Raw genomic sequence first — 17,568 nt, forward strand, 5'->3', positions numbered from 1 at the left:
GCACAACCTTTCATTTGTCATTTTACTAACTTTTTAATTCAACCAACGGGTTACTTACTATCTATTATTAGAGATATAAAGAAGGTAGGTAATATAGATTCGCATAAAATGCGAACACACTTAAAAATGATACTTAAATTGGATTCTTGGAGGGCCTAACCTCCTGAAAGACAAGACAAAGATAAGTAAAATTTTTGTATTTTGCAAATATTTTGGCGGTTATTTTTCTGTAAATCAGAGATTTATAGTAAGAAATATTTCAGTAGATTTTCCTCGGTTTTTGGGATTCTCAGCGGGCCGTGCTTTTTGAATCCCATTGGATTTTTTCCCTTTATAAGGTAAATTTTAGGTCTCTCTACCAAGAATAGAGCTTTCAACAGGCTTACTGATGCACGCTGTTTGATAGTCTTGTGAAGATGGTATTTTACTATTGGAGCAGTCAGCTCTTGTATTTCCGAGGCTTTATATTTTCTGCCGATCTTGAATACCCTGAGTAAATCCCGTTTGAATGGGTGCTTATCATCCAGGGCCCAGAATACAGCGGCATTTTGGAGGTTTTTATAGGCTCTCTTATCGCTATGGCGAATTTCCCATAGATGGTCAATAAGGGTGTTTGCATCTACATATTTTTGAAGAGAATAGAATCTGTTCACAAATGCCGAGCACCCTTTACGGGATTGAAAGGTTTGTTTTTCTCCTGCTGTCAGGTGTCGAGATTTAGTGATCTCTCGTACCTCATCAATTATTTCAGCAAGTCGCCTGTCAACAGTTACTTGTAATTCTTCCTTGTTTACTTGTTCTATCTTTTTCTGTTGCTCGGACAGGGGGAATGTTCCATATCTATTCTCGAATGTTACCTTGTGCCCTTGCGCTTCCAAAGCCAGTTGCAAGTGAGCGATCGAATCATAGATGGTATTACTCAGCTTCTGACGTTCTACAAGGTAGTCAATATTCATATATGCAACCACATCCTTGCTGAAATAGTCTCTGCGAGTTAACTGGATAGGTCTCTCTCCAGAAATAGAAATCGCTCCTTTCTCCCGGATTGCAGTTTTAACTATCTCGAATAAGTCCAGTAAATCTTTATCTTGTTCTGCTAACTCGGAGGCTGATTTTTGTAGGTGAAGAAGAGCGTCAGCCTGTTTGAGCAGGGTGGCTTGGTAATCTCCATCTGCATTCTGTCGCCACTTTTCACGGGTGTTGTAAATGATGGTGTCGCTCAATATCCCATTCGAGAATCTGCATCTTCCATGTATCTGCGTCAATTTATCCGGGGAAAGCATCTAATAGTTCTGTCGGGCGTTGGAAACCGTAATAAGGTGATAGTAGTCCTCAATGTCCACTCCTGCAAAATAGCAGCTTGTGATGAAATTGATTCTTTTAGGCAGCTTGTTCCCTTCGGCCAATTCCGCATAATATGTCCCGGCTTCCTCTACAGATGAATCACTACACAGAATAGCACAATCCTTTAGGTGTTCATCGGGCAGCAGTTTGATGATATTCCTGCAATGCCGGATAGAATTGTAGGCAATCACTATCTTTTCAGTCGGAGGTAAAAATTGTATCTGCTGTGATGTCAGCGCATCCAGATTATCCGTGTAATAGAGTTGTATCTTGCGTTTGGGTGCATCTTTCCATGATAAGTTGAACTTGCATTCCTGTTGCAACTGAGGATTGGAAAACTCCCTCATAGTTGCGGTTACAAGGCATCTGTTCTTGGGTGGAAATTCAAAGTAATGGTCTATAAGAGATTCCAAACTGGGCCTGTAATTACTCTCCGACTGAATCATGTCCACCTCGTCAATCATCAGAAAATAATCCTTATAGTGCTCTTTTCCGATGATCTGCAATAGTTTGTATAGACTGTCAGCCACTACAAGGAATTTCTTGTATACTACTTTATCGTCGGACAGATAACTTTGGATTTCTTTTATGCTCGTCGTATCTCTCTCGTCATTGATTTTTCCTCCGACATAAAGAAGTTTGGTCTTATTCCGCTGCCATTTGTTGTAGGCCAGAATCTTGGTCGGAAATACAATGATGGAATTTCTTTTTGAATCAATTTCCAATGAAGTTGCTCCAATGCCTGCTACCTGCTTATCCACTATACCGTGAGGCATCTTATCCATATAAAAAGATAGCTTCAATTGTACACTATTGCTTCCAACAGGAATGGGGACAGGTGTTCCCTGTTCAAGGGCATTCATTATTTCATCCACATTGCCTGGGAAGCCGATCTCCAGGGAAAGGTCCGATAGCTGATTTATCTCGTGATCCATAAGAGCCTCCTTGTCTTCAGCGGATGATATCCACCCATCCGCTGAATCATGCAGGTCTTTATAAGTATTAGGAACAGACTGCTTGGTCGTTACTGTCGGTGCAGAAAGTTGAGGTGTTGCCACTAAAATCGTCTTCTCCTCCTTTACTGGTGCGGCCTCATCAGGAAACTCCTGTAAAACAGAAAAATTCAAATTGGAAAGGTCTAAATTCCCATTTCCCATAATATCTGCAACCTCTGCTGCGATATCATCCAGATCTTCCAAATCAATCATATCTGCTCACTTAACATTTTAATACAAAACTTATCTATCTGAGCAAATATAGCAAAAGTTAAGGGGAATATTACCGTTCCCCTTAACTTTATACAAGATGTTGCATTGCCTCGTCAATCTGTTTATTTTCAAAACTATCCAGATAAATTTGGGTGACTTTTTCAGAACTGTGTCCCAAAGAGCTGCTGATAATAGAGGTTGCAACCCCAGCTCTTCTGAGGACTGTCGCATAACTGTGCCTTGCTACATAAGTGGTCAGTTTATTTGGGATTTTCAACTCCTCGCCGATTTGTTTCAGGGCCTTGTTGGTTTTAGCAAGGGCTTTGTGAATCCGGTTGAATTTCTGCAACTCTGTTTTGTGACTGCTGTTAAGGATTGGAAATAGATATTCAGACGTTGGATTCTGGTATCGTTGTATTATCTCCAATGCTTTAGGCATCAATTTGTAAGAGAGTAATTTCCCGGTTTTATGCCGCGTGTAATAGAGCCTCCCGCCTGCAATATTTTCCTGTTTCAGCCGTGCCATGTCACCGAAATTGATTCCGGCAGTATAGTAGCTGAAAAGAAAAATATCACGGGCCAATAGGATGTATTCTGTGTTAGTGCATTGTGGGGAGTAGTTTTCTATGAGGATAATGTGTTGTTTGGCAATAGCCCGTTTATGGGTGGAGGTCCACAATTTGCCTACCTTGAATTTGATGAATGGATTGGATTTAGGACAGAATCTACCCTCTTCAACAGCCCTGTTATAAGTGGCTTTTAAGATACTGAATTTAGTAGCTATGCTATTATTTCGATTGCCCCTATTTCTTAGAAATAGTTCAAAATCATTTAGGAATTGCGTATCTATCTCATCCAATCGAATAGGAGTGGATTTATATTGCCGAAGCAGAGATAAGGCCACTTTGTGTTTTGATGCAGAGTTATATTTCCCAAAGGCTTCCAATCGCTCAATAATTTGTTCCAAGCACTCATTCATCGTAGAAGCGATAATTTCTATCTTTTTCTCATCGAGCAGGGTATTCAATATGAATTCTTTATCCAAACTGTCCAAAAGAACATGAACAATCCATTTAGGAACTGAAACTCGTGTCTCCCCATCCTCCATCCATATTTTCCTAACCCGCCCCCATGGCCCTGTATACATTTCATCCTCCATTTGATATAAAAAATTAAATGATCATCAGTAAATATAATAAAAGCCAAGGGGAAAACTTACTATTCCCCTTAACTTTATATAAGATGTTGCATCGCTTCATTCATCCGTTCATTTTCGAAACTGTCCAGATAAATTTGGGTCACTCGCTCAGAACTGTGCCCGAGAGATTCAGAAATAATAGAGGTAGGAACACCAGCCCTTTTCAGCACCGTGGCATAGCTATGCCGAGCTACATAGGTTGTGAGTTTAATCGGTATTTTCAACTCCCTGCCTATCTCGGCCAAAGCCCGGTTTACCTTGGTAATGACCTTGTGATGCCTGTTTAATTTTTGTTGGATCGTTTTATGTTCCTTTGAATAGATAGGGAACAGGTAGATGTTCCCGGAAGCATAACTTTCAATAATCTCCATAGCCCGGCTGTGAATAGGCAGATTCAACAATTTCCCGGTTTTCTGCCGCCTGTAAACCAATCTGCCATCCACAATGTTCTGCCGAGTGAGATTAGCCATGTCTGCGAAATTAATACCGCCCATCAAATAGGAGAAACTGAAAAGGTCAATGGCAAACCGGGTATAAAAATCCCGCCCCTCACATGGGAAATCCATAACGGCTTTCACCTCTGTCTTGGATATGGCACGTTTTGGAGTTTCTGCGTGCAATTTACCCACTTTGTAACTCTTGAATGGGTACTGCTCCATCTTGGCATATCCACGCTCTATGGCCTGATTAAAGACCATTCTCAGGGTTCTGAACCGGACACCTATGGTATTCTCAGCTCTACCCTGCCTGCGGAGCCACAATTCATAGCGTTTCAGCCACAAATGGTCGATGTCAGAAAAATAGACACTCAGGTGCTTATTGAATTTGAGCAACGACCGATAAACTTGCTCCACAGAGGTAGCATAACCTGTCCTGCGTTCATCCTGCAACTCCCGGATGATCTGTCCAAAGAGTTCTCCGACAGTCACGGCCTTCACAGGTTTGGAGATTTGTTCTTTAAGGGTTGTTGCGGTAAATTCCCTATTCTCGGATTTCAATTCCACAACCTTGCCTTTACACTCACATAATTTATTGGCAATCAGTTTCTCCAAATATTCCCTGTCAGGGCAATCCAATGTGGGCTGATTTCTATCAAAATCCCAATACTGAGGTGCAACAGACACTCCAAGGCTGATATACTTGGTCTTGCGGTCTTTTGTAATGCGTATTCTTAAAGGAAATTCATTGTTTTTGAGAGGCTTGTATTTGAAGCATACCACCTCGATAGTTGTGCTCATGGGTAAAACACTGGGTAAAACAAACCCTGCTTTTCGCCCGTTTTACACCAAAAAGAAAGAGAGTCACATTTCTGCAACTCTCTGATTTTTAAGTGGTACCACCAGGAATCGAACCGGGGACACAAGGATTTTCAGTCCTTTGCTCTACCAACTGAGCTATGGCACCATCCCGTCTGAATATAGATGCTATTCAGTGATTTACGCATAGCCCGTTCGCCCCTTGTTTCTGTCTTTTCGTCGCGGTTTAACTGACGGTTTAACTCTTGATTTAATCGAGATTATTAGTAATTGAATGAATTAGTATTATTGTAGTCAAAGGAAAACGCCGCATTTTTTCGGCCCTTTCTCCTTAACCTTTATAGATACGATGCAATTCAACTCCACCGAATTATTTTGCAAATTGCATCAGATAGTTTTCGCAGAATCCAGCTAACGGGAATTTCACCATCTCGTCCCGTCCGTCGGGTGTGGTGTATTGGAATAGGATTGTATCGGCTTTCACGTGGTAGTCGAACAAATTCACCTTTTCGCCCGTTCCCTCGATTTGTGCCTCGTTAGCCGTCATTGTGCCGATTATCCCGTCCATATCTTCGAGCTCGCATTTTCATCCGAATATGTATTGTCGGTTCTTTGTAAGGATAATTTCGACGGGCTTTGTTATGTCTGCCATATTAGGGGCAAACAAGTAGATAAATGTTTCGGGAAATATTTCGTCTTTGGGTTTTCCTACAAGCAGGACTATTCCCTCTGCTTGGCTCCATTTAACCGCCTTTTGGATTATCTGTTTATCCTCTCATGCGTCGGTCTTTCATTCTGTTTTCGGTTGTTTGTATCTGTTCATTTTAGCTAAAATTTAATCGTTATTTATCTTTATAAAGATAAGATTATTAGTGGAATAAACAAAATAAGAGAGTGACAAACTCTGCAAAAGGGTCTTATAGATTAACCTTTTCACAAAGTCTGTCACTCGATAGGTGGTGTATCTTATTTCTTTAGCAGACGCCTAATTTTATCTTGGTAGGCAATAATAAAATCTATTTTTTGCTGTGAGGTTAATTGTCCGAAATCAGAAGATAATCGGGCAAAGTAACTTTTAATATCTCTTGCAGGAACACCAAGTAATTTGATAATAGGGGATTTTCGCACTACCACTCTCCAGCAGGAATCATCCAATGGAATATCGTATTTATAAGCGATTTGTCGGGCTGTTTCAATCATGGATTGTGCTCCTATTCCCCGAATTTTCAAATCCTCTATGCGTTCGTACAATTCGTTAAAATCGGCCGATTGGGAAAGGCGATTGCAATTTGTTGATATAATGCGGCTCCACTCATCCCAAATTGCATTTGAAACATGTCGTAGATTATCCGTTTTGACCAACAATCCTAAATTTCCTCTGTTGTTGCAGTAAGAAATGTAATTTGCAATCAATTCTCGCCATTGGGCTTTATTTATCCTATTTTGCTTCATAGCAGTATCATTTGTCTTCGGGCATATTATCTTCTAACGCCATAAAGCTACCTTGCACGTCCCAAGAATAATTGCTCCAAAGTTTCTGATATGCATCTACATATAATTTCGGGACATATATTTTAACAGTCCAAGCATTGACGTAGTCGCCTTTTTTAAAGGGGAATCCTCCTTGGGGCGGTGTTTTTGTCCCAAAATAGAATGCAGAAGCAATATCTTCTTTGAATGTATTGTATCCAAGCGTTTCAACTTGAGTACAATGTTGCATATAAATAATCCCATCACGGTCTAAAGCGCGATAAAAAGCTTCATCTCCGACCGTTTTCAATTTCGACCCTTTTTCAAAAAATATGTAATCAAGAGATGGGTAACTCGTGACGGAATATGTCAAATTCGCAAATGCACTTTCCCCAATAGTTTCAAGTGATGCAGGAAATTTTAGAGAATATAAGCCCGAACAATGATAAAACGCCTCTTTACCGATAGTTTGTAATTTGGATGAAAAATGAAAATCCGAATGAATTTCGCTCATATAAAATGCCTTGTCGCCTATGGCAACTACTTCGTCAAACATTTGTACGGTTCTCGTTTCTGCCATATAGAACATTTCATTGCCGATTACTTTCAAAGAACGCGGTAATATAACATGGGAAATAAGGGAATTTGCAAAGGCTCTTTCAGGCAACTCTTCCAAATTTACGTCCGAAATATCCAAATAGTTCAATGTCAGCACGGATTTGAGAAATTTGAAATCCGTTTCATCGGGCTTGCCGTTAATTTTCAATTCCGTCGTTTCCAATAGATTTTGTTCTGTTAAGATTTGTTGTAATGTTCCCGCTTCGGACACAATGACGGTCGGAACAAATCCCTGTGTTATTTGTATTTCTACCGATTGTTCTCCGCTTTTGAGCGTGAATGCAGTTGAGCGGTTATCAGTTGTCGTATTGCTTGTTGCAGAAAAATCGACAGAAAAATATCGGTCTGTGCCGCTTCCGCTTTTCTGCGACGGTTCACACCAAGAAGCGCCACCCGAAAGTGTCCAATCTTGGGTGCTTTCAAAGGAAATGTATTGTGTGCCTCCCCGCCCGCTAAATTCCAGCGATGTTATATCGACGGAAAATATATCCTCTTCAGGAGGTGCAGGGTTTTCGTTCTTGGAGCATCCGCAAATCATCATTGCAGTAAGCACAAATAAAAATAATTTTTTCATAGTAAGATTTATTTAAGTTAAACAAGTGTTTCAAATCTTACCGTATCAACTCCTGCTGCGGTGGGTTATATGCAAAAAGAAAGTGTGGAGTTGTTCACCTATTTCGTCAGAGGCTCTGGAATGCCCGTAAACAAATAAGCAACACCCCACACTTGGGCAGATATATCGAAAGGATATAATCTACACAAGGTGAAGAGCGTTTGTAATGCTTATTCCTGTTTACGTGAAATTTTCCAGATTTCTGACGAGGAATATAGCGAAACACTTTCACTAATCAATATGTCTGCCACCTATTCGGTGACAATGCAAAGTTAGAAAATGTTTTTGAATTACAATGCTCTCCGTTGGGGTGTTGCCGTTAAATTTTGTTGCAAAGTTCTTGAAAACAAAGTTTCTATCCAATAGATTACGCTATGGAATCGAAACTTTGTTAGTTGTAAGTTGGGTTAATTGTTCCCGCAGATTTCTTGTATTACGCCGTCCATGTAAATCGCCTGCCCGCTGGATTGTCTGCCCCACCAGTAGCAACCGTATTCCTCGATGATAACCTCGCCTTGCGCTTTCAGTCGTTCTGCCAGCCAAGAATCAATCAGCCACCATTCCATGACATCATCCGCGAACGGATAAAGATATTCTTCGGAAATAAGGTTTGCCCGTATCATTTCCTCGATAACCGTGCTTTGATTCTTCAAAACACAATTCTGTACTATTCGTTGCGCATTCATATAATCGGTTGTTGCGAGTTCATGCGTATTAGCCATCGGTTTGCAAAATTTGTGTGGTCAGCCTGTCGTTCCTCGGCGCAATTCTCCATTCCGTTTTCTGTCGGGTACGCACTATGCGATTCAATGCGGAGAGTTTTGTTGCAGTAATAGTACGGGATAAACTGTTTTGTACTTGTGTCAAATGCAAAATTCATTTCTGTATTCTGCGCAAGTTTACCTTTAGCTTCGTAGTATTCTACCAGCGAAATAAGGTTGTACTTTCCATTGCGCCCAATCATTGCGGCACGTAAGCGTGTGTAAACTCCGTTTCCGTGGTCGATTCTGTAAGCCCGCACGGCTAACAAGGCTTGCAGAATATCTGTCGCCCTTTCATTTAATGTTTTCATGGTCTGTAAAGTTTAGAGTTATTCCCCATTACTTGTAAAAAGATAACTCCATTCATAATCAACTAAACAGGGCGGCATATCTCCATGTAAGAATAGCTTTCCGATTCTATATAATTCCGATAATTTTATGCTGTTATATGGTTTCGGGCATAAATAGGGGGTGGTCTGTTTTAGGTGGCTTCCTATTAAATGGGAGGGATGAAAATTCGGGTTTCCATCTGAAAAGGGGGAGGGGTGAAAAATAGGGAGTGTTGGCTTAAATAAGTGAAGAGGAGCTTAAAACCCCTCTTCACTTTAATCTAATTATTTTACTGACAATTAACTAGTGTCGTAATATCTGTACCTGGAAAGCCTTGTAATAGTCCGTTTTTCTGTAATAAATTATATAAATAATCAACCGAGGCTTTACGTCGTTTGTCAACAATAAATGTATTATCAGGTTGTTGGATAATATATTTCTTATCGATTAAATTATTGAATTCAGACATCCGTAGCTCGTGCCACTTTCGCTGGCCTTTGTTGTTTAGCGCTACAGAATTTTTCGATGTTATGTAACTTAAAGATTTATTGTATTTTTTTGTTAGTTCTTTATCGTTATATTTCAATGTGTTATGTATTTGTAATATTCGCTCAGCTCCATGTGCAATATAATCTTCCCTAACTATAAAATCAATTTGGGTTGAGCCTAAAATGTCTTTTAGAACTGTGGCTCTTTTTTTATTGGCTTTATAATTAGGAATCGCTTCTACGAAAATCCATAGGAGACAAATAAACAATACAAAAAACAATAAACCATAGAATAGGAATCTAATAATTTGCACATTCCATCTACCTGAAACAGCTTGATGAGATAAACTAGGGGCAATTTTAGTAATATTTTTTATATTTATCTTTTTCTGTCCTACAATTTTTCCTTCACTATCAAAGCCTGGAATTGAGTCATTATGATGAAGCATCCCAAATTTGATTATATAATAGTCATCTATATCTAAAGAAGTCCTAGGAATTTCAATAAATGCACTATCTCTTAACTTTAGTAAATCGGGATTAATCTTTCGTTGTAAATATTCTGTTGATGCAGAAATAAGAACAGGCGGTTCAATTACAAACCCATTGTGGAGATTCAGTCCAAAATTACCACTATCATATGATTCTGTGGAAATGTGCTTATCTCCATTATTCGTTATTTTAATCGTAAAGAAACTAATATTTGCATGGCTTTTTTGAACATCAAGACTATCAATAAAAATGCGCAATAGTGAAATATCCTCTTGATTATTAAATATGCTTGTTTCAGATAAGATTTCGTACTCAAAATTAGCACAATTCTTTTTTACGAAATTATCATAAAATATCCACACCACTCCAATAGTCGCAAAAATAAAAGCAACCCATTTCATAAAAGAGCTATCCAATATTGAGGTCACTGTTCTTTTTTCTTCCATTTTATATAACTCTACAAATGATTCACAAAGTTATATCTTTTTTGGTTCTTATAAAATATTGTAAAGTTTTATTTGTTATGATGTAGAAAATGAGTAAAAAATAGAGCTATTTTTGAAAAGTCAGCCAATTCTTTCCTGTTTAGACTGAATTAGTTTGATTGAAAGTAGACGATTCCATTCGCTACCCAATAAATGCCCTATTTCGCAATCATTCTGTCCCTGATAATTGTCACACACGCGGTCGGTTTACCCTCTATTCGTGTCGGTGCGTCCTTAATCTCGTATCATTGCGCAAGGTCTGTCGCTTTGGCTTTTCGTTGCAAACCCAGCGTGTCGTAAATCTCCTGCAAGCGTTCTTTGGCCTTGTTTTTGGGAATTGCTGTCTGCTTCTGAAATGCGGCGTTTATCATCTTCACGATTTTATAGTCGTCGCCGATTGAAAGTCCCTTTACCAACTCGCGGCGGATGTTGCCGACATGGTATTTCAACGCCTGCACTTTGGCCGTTCCCAACTCGTCGTAAGCCTGCTTCACCAGCGGATGCCGCTGTTCTATCACGGCGCATAGTTCGGCAGGACTTTCTACCACGAAAAATTGCTCGGTCATTGTTTTCAGTCGGCAGTATTCGTCGAACAACTCTTGAAAAGTAGTCCGCGCCGAGGGGTTCGCCGCAAGGTGTTCCACGACCTTGCTGTATGTCTGCACCGTTACCTTGTAGCCGTTTCGTTGCAGTTCGTCGGTAAGGTTTACATAGGTTGCGTAAATATGTCGGCTGATTTTGAAATTCACGATGTCCATATTGGCGAGGTTCTTTTCCACGACAAGGCGGTTATCGACTATCCGCACATATTGTTCGTTGATGTAGGGAATCTTCGACAAGGTTTTAACCCGTGTAGCTTCACTCAACGAGTTTATCTCGGCGGCATAGCTTTCGGCGTCTGCAAGCGTCCGCTGGGTAGCCGCAACAAACTCGTCGAGCGTTACGGTCTTGCTGTATTTGGTCGTAGAATAGACGTGCACGATTTGCGCCTTGTAACGGGAATCTCGGATGCGTCCGCATATCTGCGTGAAGAGCGTGGAAATATCCAACAGCGTGTGCGCCTTTCGTCCGTCGCTGACGATGAATGTAACGCCGTCGGGGTCGAAGATGTCGCACCCCTCGAAGCAGGTCGAGGTGTAAAAGTTTATCTTCTTCGCAGGGTCGGAGGGCTGGCCGATGGGATAGGCATTGCCTAATTTGCGCTGGTTTTCCTGCCTGCTCTCCCCGCTCGTGGAACAGACTACCTTAACGGCTTCGGGAGCGAGTTTGAGTGTGTCGATGACCTTTGCGATAAATTCCACGCTGTTGACGAAGATATGCAGGTTGTAGGGCAATTCGTCGCGCAGGACTTTGGCGCACTCCGACACGATGTATTTATCGGGTTTGTTGGTCTGCCGCGAACGCACCTTAACCTCCGTAAGGTCGGGTCAGTCGATTTCGCAGGTCGGCAGGTGTCGCAGTTCCTCCAACATGTATTCCCGTTCTATGGGCGTCGCCGTCATATATGTTGCCTTATCGAATTTAGCGGCTTCTGCAAGTAAATTCTTAATGGCATTATGTCGGAACGAATAGGAGTTGAACAGTACGTGCCACTCGTCCACCAGCAGGAACAGCTCTTTGTAAGGGTCTATCCCGATGCTCTGTAAAGCGGAAACGACACGCGGCAGGGAATCGTAAGTCGTGGCTATCTTTAAGGGGGAATGGGTACGGGCGAATTGCGTGATGTCCCACTCGGTAATGTCTTCGTAAACGCCCAGCACCTCTATATCGTCGGTGCGGCAGACGGTCTTGTTCTTCACCAATGCCACGTAAGGCATGGCGATAAGGGTGGGAATGGAATTGCGGATAGCCAGTTCGGTAGCCCCGCACCCCGTCTTTTTCTTGTTAAAAAGACAATTCACGGGAATTTCGGTCATAAAGTCCCGAAGTAAGTTTGCACCTTTGGGTGCGTCGATGGTTCAGTTTTGCATAAGTAATTCGTTTTTAGTAAAATAAAATCTGTAATTATTTTTAATCTTGTAATGTTATTATTAAAGAGATAGTCCATTTCGGAATCAAAAAATATTACACTCGGAAACAAGAAAAAGAGGTGCTGAAAAACACCTCCCGATTATGGACGGACTCGACATTAGGACTATTCCTTTTTCGTATTATAAAGATAGCACCTTTTTTATTGGGAACAAAGGGCGGACAGCAATTAATCCGAACATTTTTATCTATGTCTTAGATGGCATTATAGGGCTGTTTACGGGGTGGCGGAGTGTGTTCGACGGGGAAATTAATGTGCAAAATGTAGTATTAGCGGGTATTTTACATAGTCTGTTGTTCTAAAACACCTTTCGTGTCATGCAATTCAGTACTATTAGCGGTTCGGTACATGGTGCGGCTGTTCTGAAATTCCTCTCGAACATGTGTTTTAAGTGCTAATAGCGGTTTTTGCATGGTAAATAAGTGCGATGTACATGTAAAAAGCCGTAAATTTGGGTGTAAAACGCTATTTTATGAATGAAAAGGATGTCGATGCCATCCGTGAGAGTATGTATGAATCCTTACTGATGGATGAAAACGATAAGATTGTGCATTGGGATTTCGACCCGATGCGCCGTGAGTTGCGCGAGTATGTCGATATTGCCTGCGGATGTGATGAACAGACGTATGGAATCCGCACACCGCAATTCGAATATCGCTATTGTACGGGGAAGATTAAGATGCCCTTTGCCAAGTCGGATTATCTCGCTAACGACGATATAATCGCTACGGTTATGGGATTGGGGCTGGATGTCGAGAAATTCTGGTTTGCGCTGGTCTTTATTTACGATTATGTCGAAACCTCGTTTAAGAACTGCGGCCTTGTGAAACCCGCGTCTTTGGATAAGGCGGTGCAAAATCTGTTCAAAGAGTTGGGCGAGGATTTCACGGACGATGATATTGAAATAACCCTTAAAAAGAACAGAAAGAAAGTCGAGGTTCTGCCCGTTATAAAGCGTGGGATTTTGGACTGGCTGCGGGAAACCTATGAACGGGAATGCAAAGGCAGGAAGATTCACTATTACGGGATTGACACGGGTAATTTCGACGAAACCTATCCGAGTACGTCGTTTCGGATTTATCGGACTGTGGAGATGTATCGGGATATGCTGAACACCTTATTGGGGGACAACCGCCCGAAACAACCCGATAAGAGTGTTTCATTGAATCGGCTGTTGCTGATTTCGCGTATCTGCTACCTCTATGAATTTACCTATAACGACAGCTTTTTGTATAGCGACGATTCGTTAAAAGGAATAATTAAGTCCTGCAAAGGGCGCATGCCTGCAACTTATTCCGCTGTTTATCTGTAACTTGCAGAGGGAGAGTAAAAACGCCCTTTATTTCACTCCCCGTGTTTGGGGTGCGAAAAGTCAAATCTTTGTAGTGTCGAAAGGGATAAACCCGACGACCTGCAAACGCTTGGGCAAGGGATGCAGAATAATTTTAGCCCCTCCCGTAAGGGAGTACTTAAAAGATATGGCAAATGCTATCATTCCCGCAGCCGAGGTCGCTGCAACCAACCAAGTAACGGCTCCTGCCGCAACCATCCTGACTGCCCCTGCCACCGAGCAGAAAGAGCCGCAGACAAATTCGACCTCGCGCCGTCGTGCACCGAGTGCGCCGATTTGGTCGGCATTGACCGTCGCAAGGCGGATGTTCAACAACCTGCCGTCGGCCTTGCAGAACACCGAAACAAAGCGGATGTGCCTAAAAGAGGCCGCAGAACGCACCTACGGCGACCCCAAGCGGGCAAGTTACGACATTAAGAACGAAGCCCGCAAATTGACCAACCTAATGGATTTCGGGGAGTACTGCCGAAAGAACGGATTAAAGAGCGAAAACGTGGCCGAGCACGTGGTATTCGAGGGTAAAACCGTAATGCGCCGAGTGATGGAGTACGGCGTCGAGAGCGTCCTCGGCACGAAAATCCAAATGTTCGCAGAACCGCTGACCGACGGTAAGGAAAAGTCCGCCGAGAGTGAAGCAAATGCCGAGTAACGGTAAAAACAGAGGTTGCGTCAGCACAAAAAAGAATCGCAACCTTTCTCGCTTTACTCACGCAAGCAAGAGAGAAAAGGGGTGCCACGGCGAAGCCGGGCACCTCTTTTCTCGATAACGGCAGTCACAACAAGTTCTGCATCGCCGCGTCGATTTGAGAGTTCTCGAAACTATCCAAATAGATTTGGGTAACCTTTTCAGAACTATGGCCTAATGATTCACAAATTATCGACGTGCTTACACCCTCTCGTTTTAAGACTGTGGCGAAACTATGCCGCGAAACATAGGTCGTTAAGTCGATAGGTATTTCCAACTCTTTCCCTACCTCTTTCAGTCGCTCGTTCACTTTGGAAATGACTTTGTGAACGCGGTTACGTTGCTGTTGCTCGGTTTTATGAAATGCAGAAAGTATAGGAAACAAAAAGAGCGCACCATCTTGTCGGTAACGCTCTATAATCTCCTGCGCTTTGAGCTGTAAAGGTAGCCTAATCAACTTATGCGTTTTGCGTCGGGTGTAGATTAGTCGTCCATCCACGATATTATCGGTTTTGAGGTAGGCTATGTCCACGAAATTAATCCCGCCCATAAAGTAACCGAACGCAAACAAATCGACTGCAAATTGCTTGTAGAAATCATTACTGCGGTATTCGATAATCCGCATGATGTCCGCCTTACTTATGGCTCGCTTTGCCGTCGCTTGGTGCAGTTTGGAAACCTTGTAGGATTTGAACGGGTAATAATCCGCTTTCACACACTTTTCCTCAATGGCTACATTATAGACAGCCCGTAAAGTGCGGAATCGGCGACCTATTGTATTTTCTGAAAAACCTTGTCCCCGCAACCAAGTTTCATAGCGTTTCAACCAAACGGTATCAATTTCTGAAAAGTAGATATTCAGATGTCCGTTGAATTTCAACAAGGAATTGTAGACCTCTCTGTGCGAAAGCGCATAGCCCGTTCGCCCCGTTTGCTTCAAGTTCTCGATTTGTGATAAAAACACCTCGCCAACGGTGCGTTTTGCACGGGTGCCGTCTGTTAGATGTTCGGTTAGCGTTGTAGCCGTAAATTCTTTCTTCTCTGCTTTCAGTTCGATGATGCGCTCGGCAAACTCGCTACTCTTGTCCGCAATAATCTTTTCGATATATGCCTTGTTGGGACAATTCTTTTTCGGCTGGTTCTTCGTAAAATCCCAAAACTGCGGTAAAACAGACACACCAAGACTAACGTATTTCTTCTTTCCGTCTTTACAGACACGAATCATCAGCGGATGTGCGCCGTTGGCAAGAGTTTTTGATTTGTAACAGAGAATGTTAACACCTGCATCCATAGTGATTTTTGGTTTAACTCTCGGTTTAACTCAAAGCCTTAAACCACCGTAAAACCGCTACGGAAAAGACAAAAAGAAAACCACCTACATTGCTGTAAGTGGTTGATTTTCTTTGTGGTACCACCAGGAATCGAACCGGGGACACAAGGATTTTCAGTCCTTTGCTCTACCAACTGAGCTATGGCACCATCCGCGAAAAACGGGGTATTCCCTGTTATCGTGGTGCAAAGATAAGCAAAAAATTTAATACTGCAAATGCCTCATGCAATTTTGTCGGTAAATTTTTCCCGGCCCGGCAAAAAACGACCGACCCGGAAATCAGAAAAAAGTCCGCTGCCCAAACGGACAGCGGACTTGACAGGCATGATACAGAGACGCTTAATTCGTTTTATTCTGGTTCGCCTCGCCGATTTCCGGGTTGGCAATCACGACGGAACGCGGCAGCTGGAACCGCATGCCGGATTCGTTCTGCTCCCACATGGCTTTGTAAATGTGGTTGTTCGCAACGCCTGCCGCCGTCATCGCGGCATCGTCCCGACGATCAATCGGCATATTCAGACGCCGGCGGTCGAGCCACTCCAGAGCGCCCTCCATCCACATCTCGATACGTTTCTGAAGAATGATCTCCTCGACGACATCGTCGAGCGAAGCGGCCGTGATGTCATAACCCGGATCGCGGTAGGTCGTCACGTAATCCTTGAGCGTCTTCTTGGCCGCGGCGATGTTGCTGTGCGCCTCGGCTTCAGCCTTGATGAAGACGGCCTCTTCGGCGCGCATATAGATCAGATCGGTATTGTTCCAGTCGCCGTTGTAACTGCGGAACTTGACCGAGACGTACTCCGAACGCGCTTTCACGCCCGAAGCAAGCGTATTGGGCAGGTTGGAAGGCAGGAGGCAGGCATAACCGCTCGTCGCAGCGTCCGGGTCCGGATTGTCCGTCTTGTTGAGCCACCAGCCGCGACGCACGTCGGTCGGATTCAGACGCGCATAGAGGTAGGAGTGGATCGGACGCTCGGCCCACATACCCGCATAACCGCTCATGTAAGGGTCCATCTGCGAGCACCAGGTAGCCCATGTCTGGCAGTTGTCGGCCGTCATCTTGAAGCCGAAGATCAGACTCGGAACGTTCTCGATACGGTTGAAGCCGTTGTTGTAGTTCTCCTTGGAGACGAGCGTGTATTTGGCCAGAATATCGTCGGCCAACGAGACGGCTTTCCCCCAGTCCTCCATGACCAATGCGACACGGGCGCGCAGAATGGCGGCCACGCTGGCGTCGAAATCGGTCCGGGAACCGGTGTCGTCGTATCCGATCTCCTCGAAAATACGCAGCGCTTCGTCCAGGTCGTCGGTAATGCGTTTGTAGACCTGCTCCATCGTGGCGCGCGGCAGATTCTGGCCAAGGGTCTCCTCGGTGGCCAGAGGCACGCCCGGAAGGTCCTTGTTCGCCGCCGAGTAGGGATACTGGTACACGTTGATCAGGTGGTAGTAGCCGAACGCGCGGGAGGTCAGCGCACGGGCGCGGTAGGCCTTCATCGTCTCCGACTCGGCGGAAGCGTCGAGGGTCGCCGTCGCGAGAATCTCATTGGCCGTGGCGATCGGAATGTAGAACATGTTCCACACGTTGAAAGTCGGCGTATACTCCTCCTGCCAGTAGTCGTTGATGTACATGTAAAGGTTCATGCTGTGTTGCAGCAGCAGGGTCATGTCCTGCCCGGCCATGCCGAACGCAAGTTCGAATCCATTGAAACCGGTCAGCCACTGAAGGTCGTTCTTGTAATAGGTGGCATAGTGGGTGTAAATGGACGCCTCGATACCCTGAAGCACCTTGTCCGGGTCCTCCTTGGCCACCTCGTCACGGGTCTCCGAAGAGACTTTTCCCGAAGGGTCCACGTCGAAGATATCGTCGCTGCAGGATACCGCAACTGCCGCGCTCATTAAAAATATCAGTA

The 17,568-nt window shown here is 43.5% G+C and carries 16 protein-coding genes and 2 tRNA genes; 2 read left to right on the top strand and 16 right to left on the bottom strand.

The genetic code is table 11. The features are described from left to right. Window positions 1-242: 242 nt before the first annotated feature. From DWW03_RS16795 to DWW03_RS00055, 13 genes are all read right to left on the bottom strand, one after another. Window positions 243-1,223, bottom strand: a complete 981-nt coding sequence (locus tag DWW03_RS16795; RefSeq protein WP_240046671.1) for a hypothetical protein — start codon at window positions 1,221-1,223, stop codon at window positions 243-245. Window positions 1,224-1,283: 60 nt separating this feature from the next. Then, complete coding sequence (locus DWW03_RS16800) at window positions 1,284-2,552, bottom strand: DEAD/DEAH box helicase family protein (RefSeq protein WP_022061193.1); 1,269 nt, start codon at window positions 2,550-2,552, stop codon at window positions 1,284-1,286. Between the two features lie 88 nt (window positions 2,553-2,640). Beyond that, window positions 2,641-3,711 carry a tyrosine-type recombinase/integrase gene (locus tag DWW03_RS00010; protein WP_229104412.1) on the bottom strand — a complete coding sequence of 357 codons (1,071 nt, stop codon included), beginning with the start codon at window positions 3,709-3,711 and terminating at the stop codon, window positions 2,641-2,643. 74 nt (window positions 3,712-3,785) lie between these two features. Then, entirely contained in the window at window positions 3,786-4,988 is a 1,203-nt protein-coding gene (locus DWW03_RS00015; RefSeq protein WP_022062253.1) for a site-specific integrase, read from the bottom strand. 93 nt (window positions 4,989-5,081) lie between these two features. Then, window positions 5,082-5,154, bottom strand: a tRNA-Phe gene (locus DWW03_RS00020). A 222-nt stretch (window positions 5,155-5,376) separates the two neighbouring features. After that, window positions 5,377-5,574, bottom strand: coding sequence for a hypothetical protein (locus tag DWW03_RS00025; RefSeq protein WP_118406054.1), 198 nt, complete (start codon window positions 5,572-5,574; stop codon window positions 5,377-5,379). Between the two features lie 398 nt (window positions 5,575-5,972). Beyond that, window positions 5,973-6,458 carry a hypothetical protein gene (locus tag DWW03_RS16400; RefSeq protein ID WP_138265282.1) on the bottom strand — a complete coding sequence of 162 codons (486 nt, stop codon included), beginning with the start codon at window positions 6,456-6,458 and terminating at the stop codon, window positions 5,973-5,975. 7 nt (window positions 6,459-6,465) lie between these two features. Further along, complete coding sequence (locus DWW03_RS00030) at window positions 6,466-7,668, bottom strand: leucine-rich repeat protein (protein ID WP_118406055.1); 1,203 nt, start codon at window positions 7,666-7,668, stop codon at window positions 6,466-6,468. Between the two features lie 446 nt (window positions 7,669-8,114). Beyond that, window positions 8,115-8,393, bottom strand: a complete 279-nt coding sequence (locus DWW03_RS00035) for a hypothetical protein (RefSeq protein ID WP_118406056.1) — start codon at window positions 8,391-8,393, stop codon at window positions 8,115-8,117. Further along, complete coding sequence (locus tag DWW03_RS00040) at window positions 8,390-8,779, bottom strand: DUF6908 domain-containing protein (RefSeq protein ID WP_118406057.1); 390 nt, start codon at window positions 8,777-8,779, stop codon at window positions 8,390-8,392. Before DWW03_RS00040 ends, DWW03_RS00035 begins: the two co-directional genes overlap by 4 nt. A gap of 308 nt (window positions 8,780-9,087) precedes the next feature. Further along, a complete protein-coding gene (locus tag DWW03_RS00045) occupies window positions 9,088-10,224 on the bottom strand; it encodes a hypothetical protein (protein ID WP_147344278.1) in 1,137 nt (378 codons plus the stop codon). A gap of 284 nt (window positions 10,225-10,508) precedes the next feature. Then, window positions 10,509-11,669: a hypothetical protein gene (locus DWW03_RS00050; RefSeq protein WP_259301960.1), complete on the bottom strand. Its 1,161-nt coding sequence runs from the start codon at window positions 11,667-11,669 to the stop codon at window positions 10,509-10,511. 21 nt (window positions 11,670-11,690) lie between these two features. Further along, window positions 11,691-12,179 carry a hypothetical protein gene (locus tag DWW03_RS00055; RefSeq protein ID WP_042493733.1) on the bottom strand — a complete coding sequence of 163 codons (489 nt, stop codon included), beginning with the start codon at window positions 12,177-12,179 and terminating at the stop codon, window positions 11,691-11,693. A 585-nt stretch (window positions 12,180-12,764) separates the two neighbouring features. Between DWW03_RS00055 and DWW03_RS00065 the strand changes: the two genes are divergently transcribed. Next, window positions 12,765-13,604, top strand: coding sequence for a hypothetical protein (locus DWW03_RS00065; RefSeq protein ID WP_042493735.1), 840 nt, complete (start codon window positions 12,765-12,767; stop codon window positions 13,602-13,604). A gap of 166 nt (window positions 13,605-13,770) precedes the next feature. Beyond that, the gene (locus DWW03_RS00070; protein ID WP_147344279.1) at window positions 13,771-14,292 is read left to right on the top strand and encodes a hypothetical protein; all 522 of its coding nucleotides are present in this window, start codon (window positions 13,771-13,773) and stop codon (window positions 14,290-14,292) included. A 124-nt stretch (window positions 14,293-14,416) separates the two neighbouring features. Here the strand turns inward: DWW03_RS00070 and DWW03_RS00075 are convergent, their stop codons facing one another. From DWW03_RS00075 to DWW03_RS00085, 3 genes are all read right to left on the bottom strand, one after another. After that, entirely contained in the window at window positions 14,417-15,619 is a 1,203-nt protein-coding gene (locus tag DWW03_RS00075) for a site-specific integrase (RefSeq protein WP_022061721.1), read from the bottom strand. A gap of 115 nt (window positions 15,620-15,734) precedes the next feature. After that, window positions 15,735-15,807 (bottom strand) — tRNA-Phe (locus DWW03_RS00080). A gap of 190 nt (window positions 15,808-15,997) precedes the next feature. Next, window positions 15,998-17,554, bottom strand: a complete 1,557-nt coding sequence (locus tag DWW03_RS00085; RefSeq protein WP_022062252.1) for a RagB/SusD family nutrient uptake outer membrane protein — start codon at window positions 17,552-17,554, stop codon at window positions 15,998-16,000. Between the last annotated feature and the right edge of the window lie 14 nt (window positions 17,555-17,568).

This window comes from Alistipes sp. AF14-19 (assembly GCF_003461645.1).
GTDB lineage: Bacteria > Bacteroidota > Bacteroidia > Bacteroidales > Rikenellaceae > Alistipes > Alistipes shahii.

What these genes read in the sequence shown, in the direction of transcription:
- DWW03_RS16800 (WP_022061193.1), bottom strand. Translation starts at nt 2,552, where the DNA reads ATGATTGATTTGGAAGATCTGGATGATATCGCAGCAGAGGTTGCAGAT.
- DWW03_RS00010 (WP_229104412.1), bottom strand. Translation starts at nt 3,711, where the DNA reads ATGGAGGATGAAATGTATACAGGGCCATGGGGGCGGGTTAGGAAAATA.
- DWW03_RS00015 (WP_022062253.1), bottom strand. Translation starts at nt 4,988, where the DNA reads ATGAGCACAACTATCGAGGTGGTATGCTTCAAATACAAGCCTCTCAAA.
- DWW03_RS00025 (WP_118406054.1), bottom strand. Translation starts at nt 5,574, where the DNA reads ATGGACGGGATAATCGGCACAATGACGGCTAACGAGGCACAAATCGAG.
- DWW03_RS16400 (WP_138265282.1), bottom strand. Translation starts at nt 6,458, where the DNA reads ATGAAGCAAAATAGGATAAATAAAGCCCAATGGCGAGAATTGATTGCA.
- DWW03_RS00030 (WP_118406055.1), bottom strand. Translation starts at nt 7,668, where the DNA reads ATGAAAAAATTATTTTTATTTGTGCTTACTGCAATGATGATTTGCGGA.
- DWW03_RS00035 (WP_118406056.1), bottom strand. Translation starts at nt 8,393, where the DNA reads ATGAATGCGCAACGAATAGTACAGAATTGTGTTTTGAAGAATCAAAGC.
- DWW03_RS00040 (WP_118406057.1), bottom strand. Translation starts at nt 8,779, where the DNA reads ATGAAAACATTAAATGAAAGGGCGACAGATATTCTGCAAGCCTTGTTA.
- DWW03_RS00045 (WP_147344278.1), bottom strand. Translation starts at nt 10,224, where the DNA reads ATGGAAGAAAAAAGAACAGTGACCTCAATATTGGATAGCTCTTTTATG.
- DWW03_RS00055 (WP_042493733.1), bottom strand. Translation starts at nt 12,179, where the DNA reads ATGACCGAAATTCCCGTGAATTGTCTTTTTAACAAGAAAAAGACGGGG.
- DWW03_RS00065 (WP_042493735.1), top strand. Translation starts at nt 12,765, where the DNA reads ATGAATGAAAAGGATGTCGATGCCATCCGTGAGAGTATGTATGAATCC.
- DWW03_RS00070 (WP_147344279.1), top strand. Translation starts at nt 13,771, where the DNA reads ATGGCAAATGCTATCATTCCCGCAGCCGAGGTCGCTGCAACCAACCAA.
- DWW03_RS00075 (WP_022061721.1), bottom strand. Translation starts at nt 15,619, where the DNA reads ATGGATGCAGGTGTTAACATTCTCTGTTACAAATCAAAAACTCTTGCC.
- DWW03_RS00085 (WP_022062252.1), bottom strand. Translation starts at nt 17,554, where the DNA reads ATGAGCGCGGCAGTTGCGGTATCCTGCAGCGACGATATCTTCGACGTG.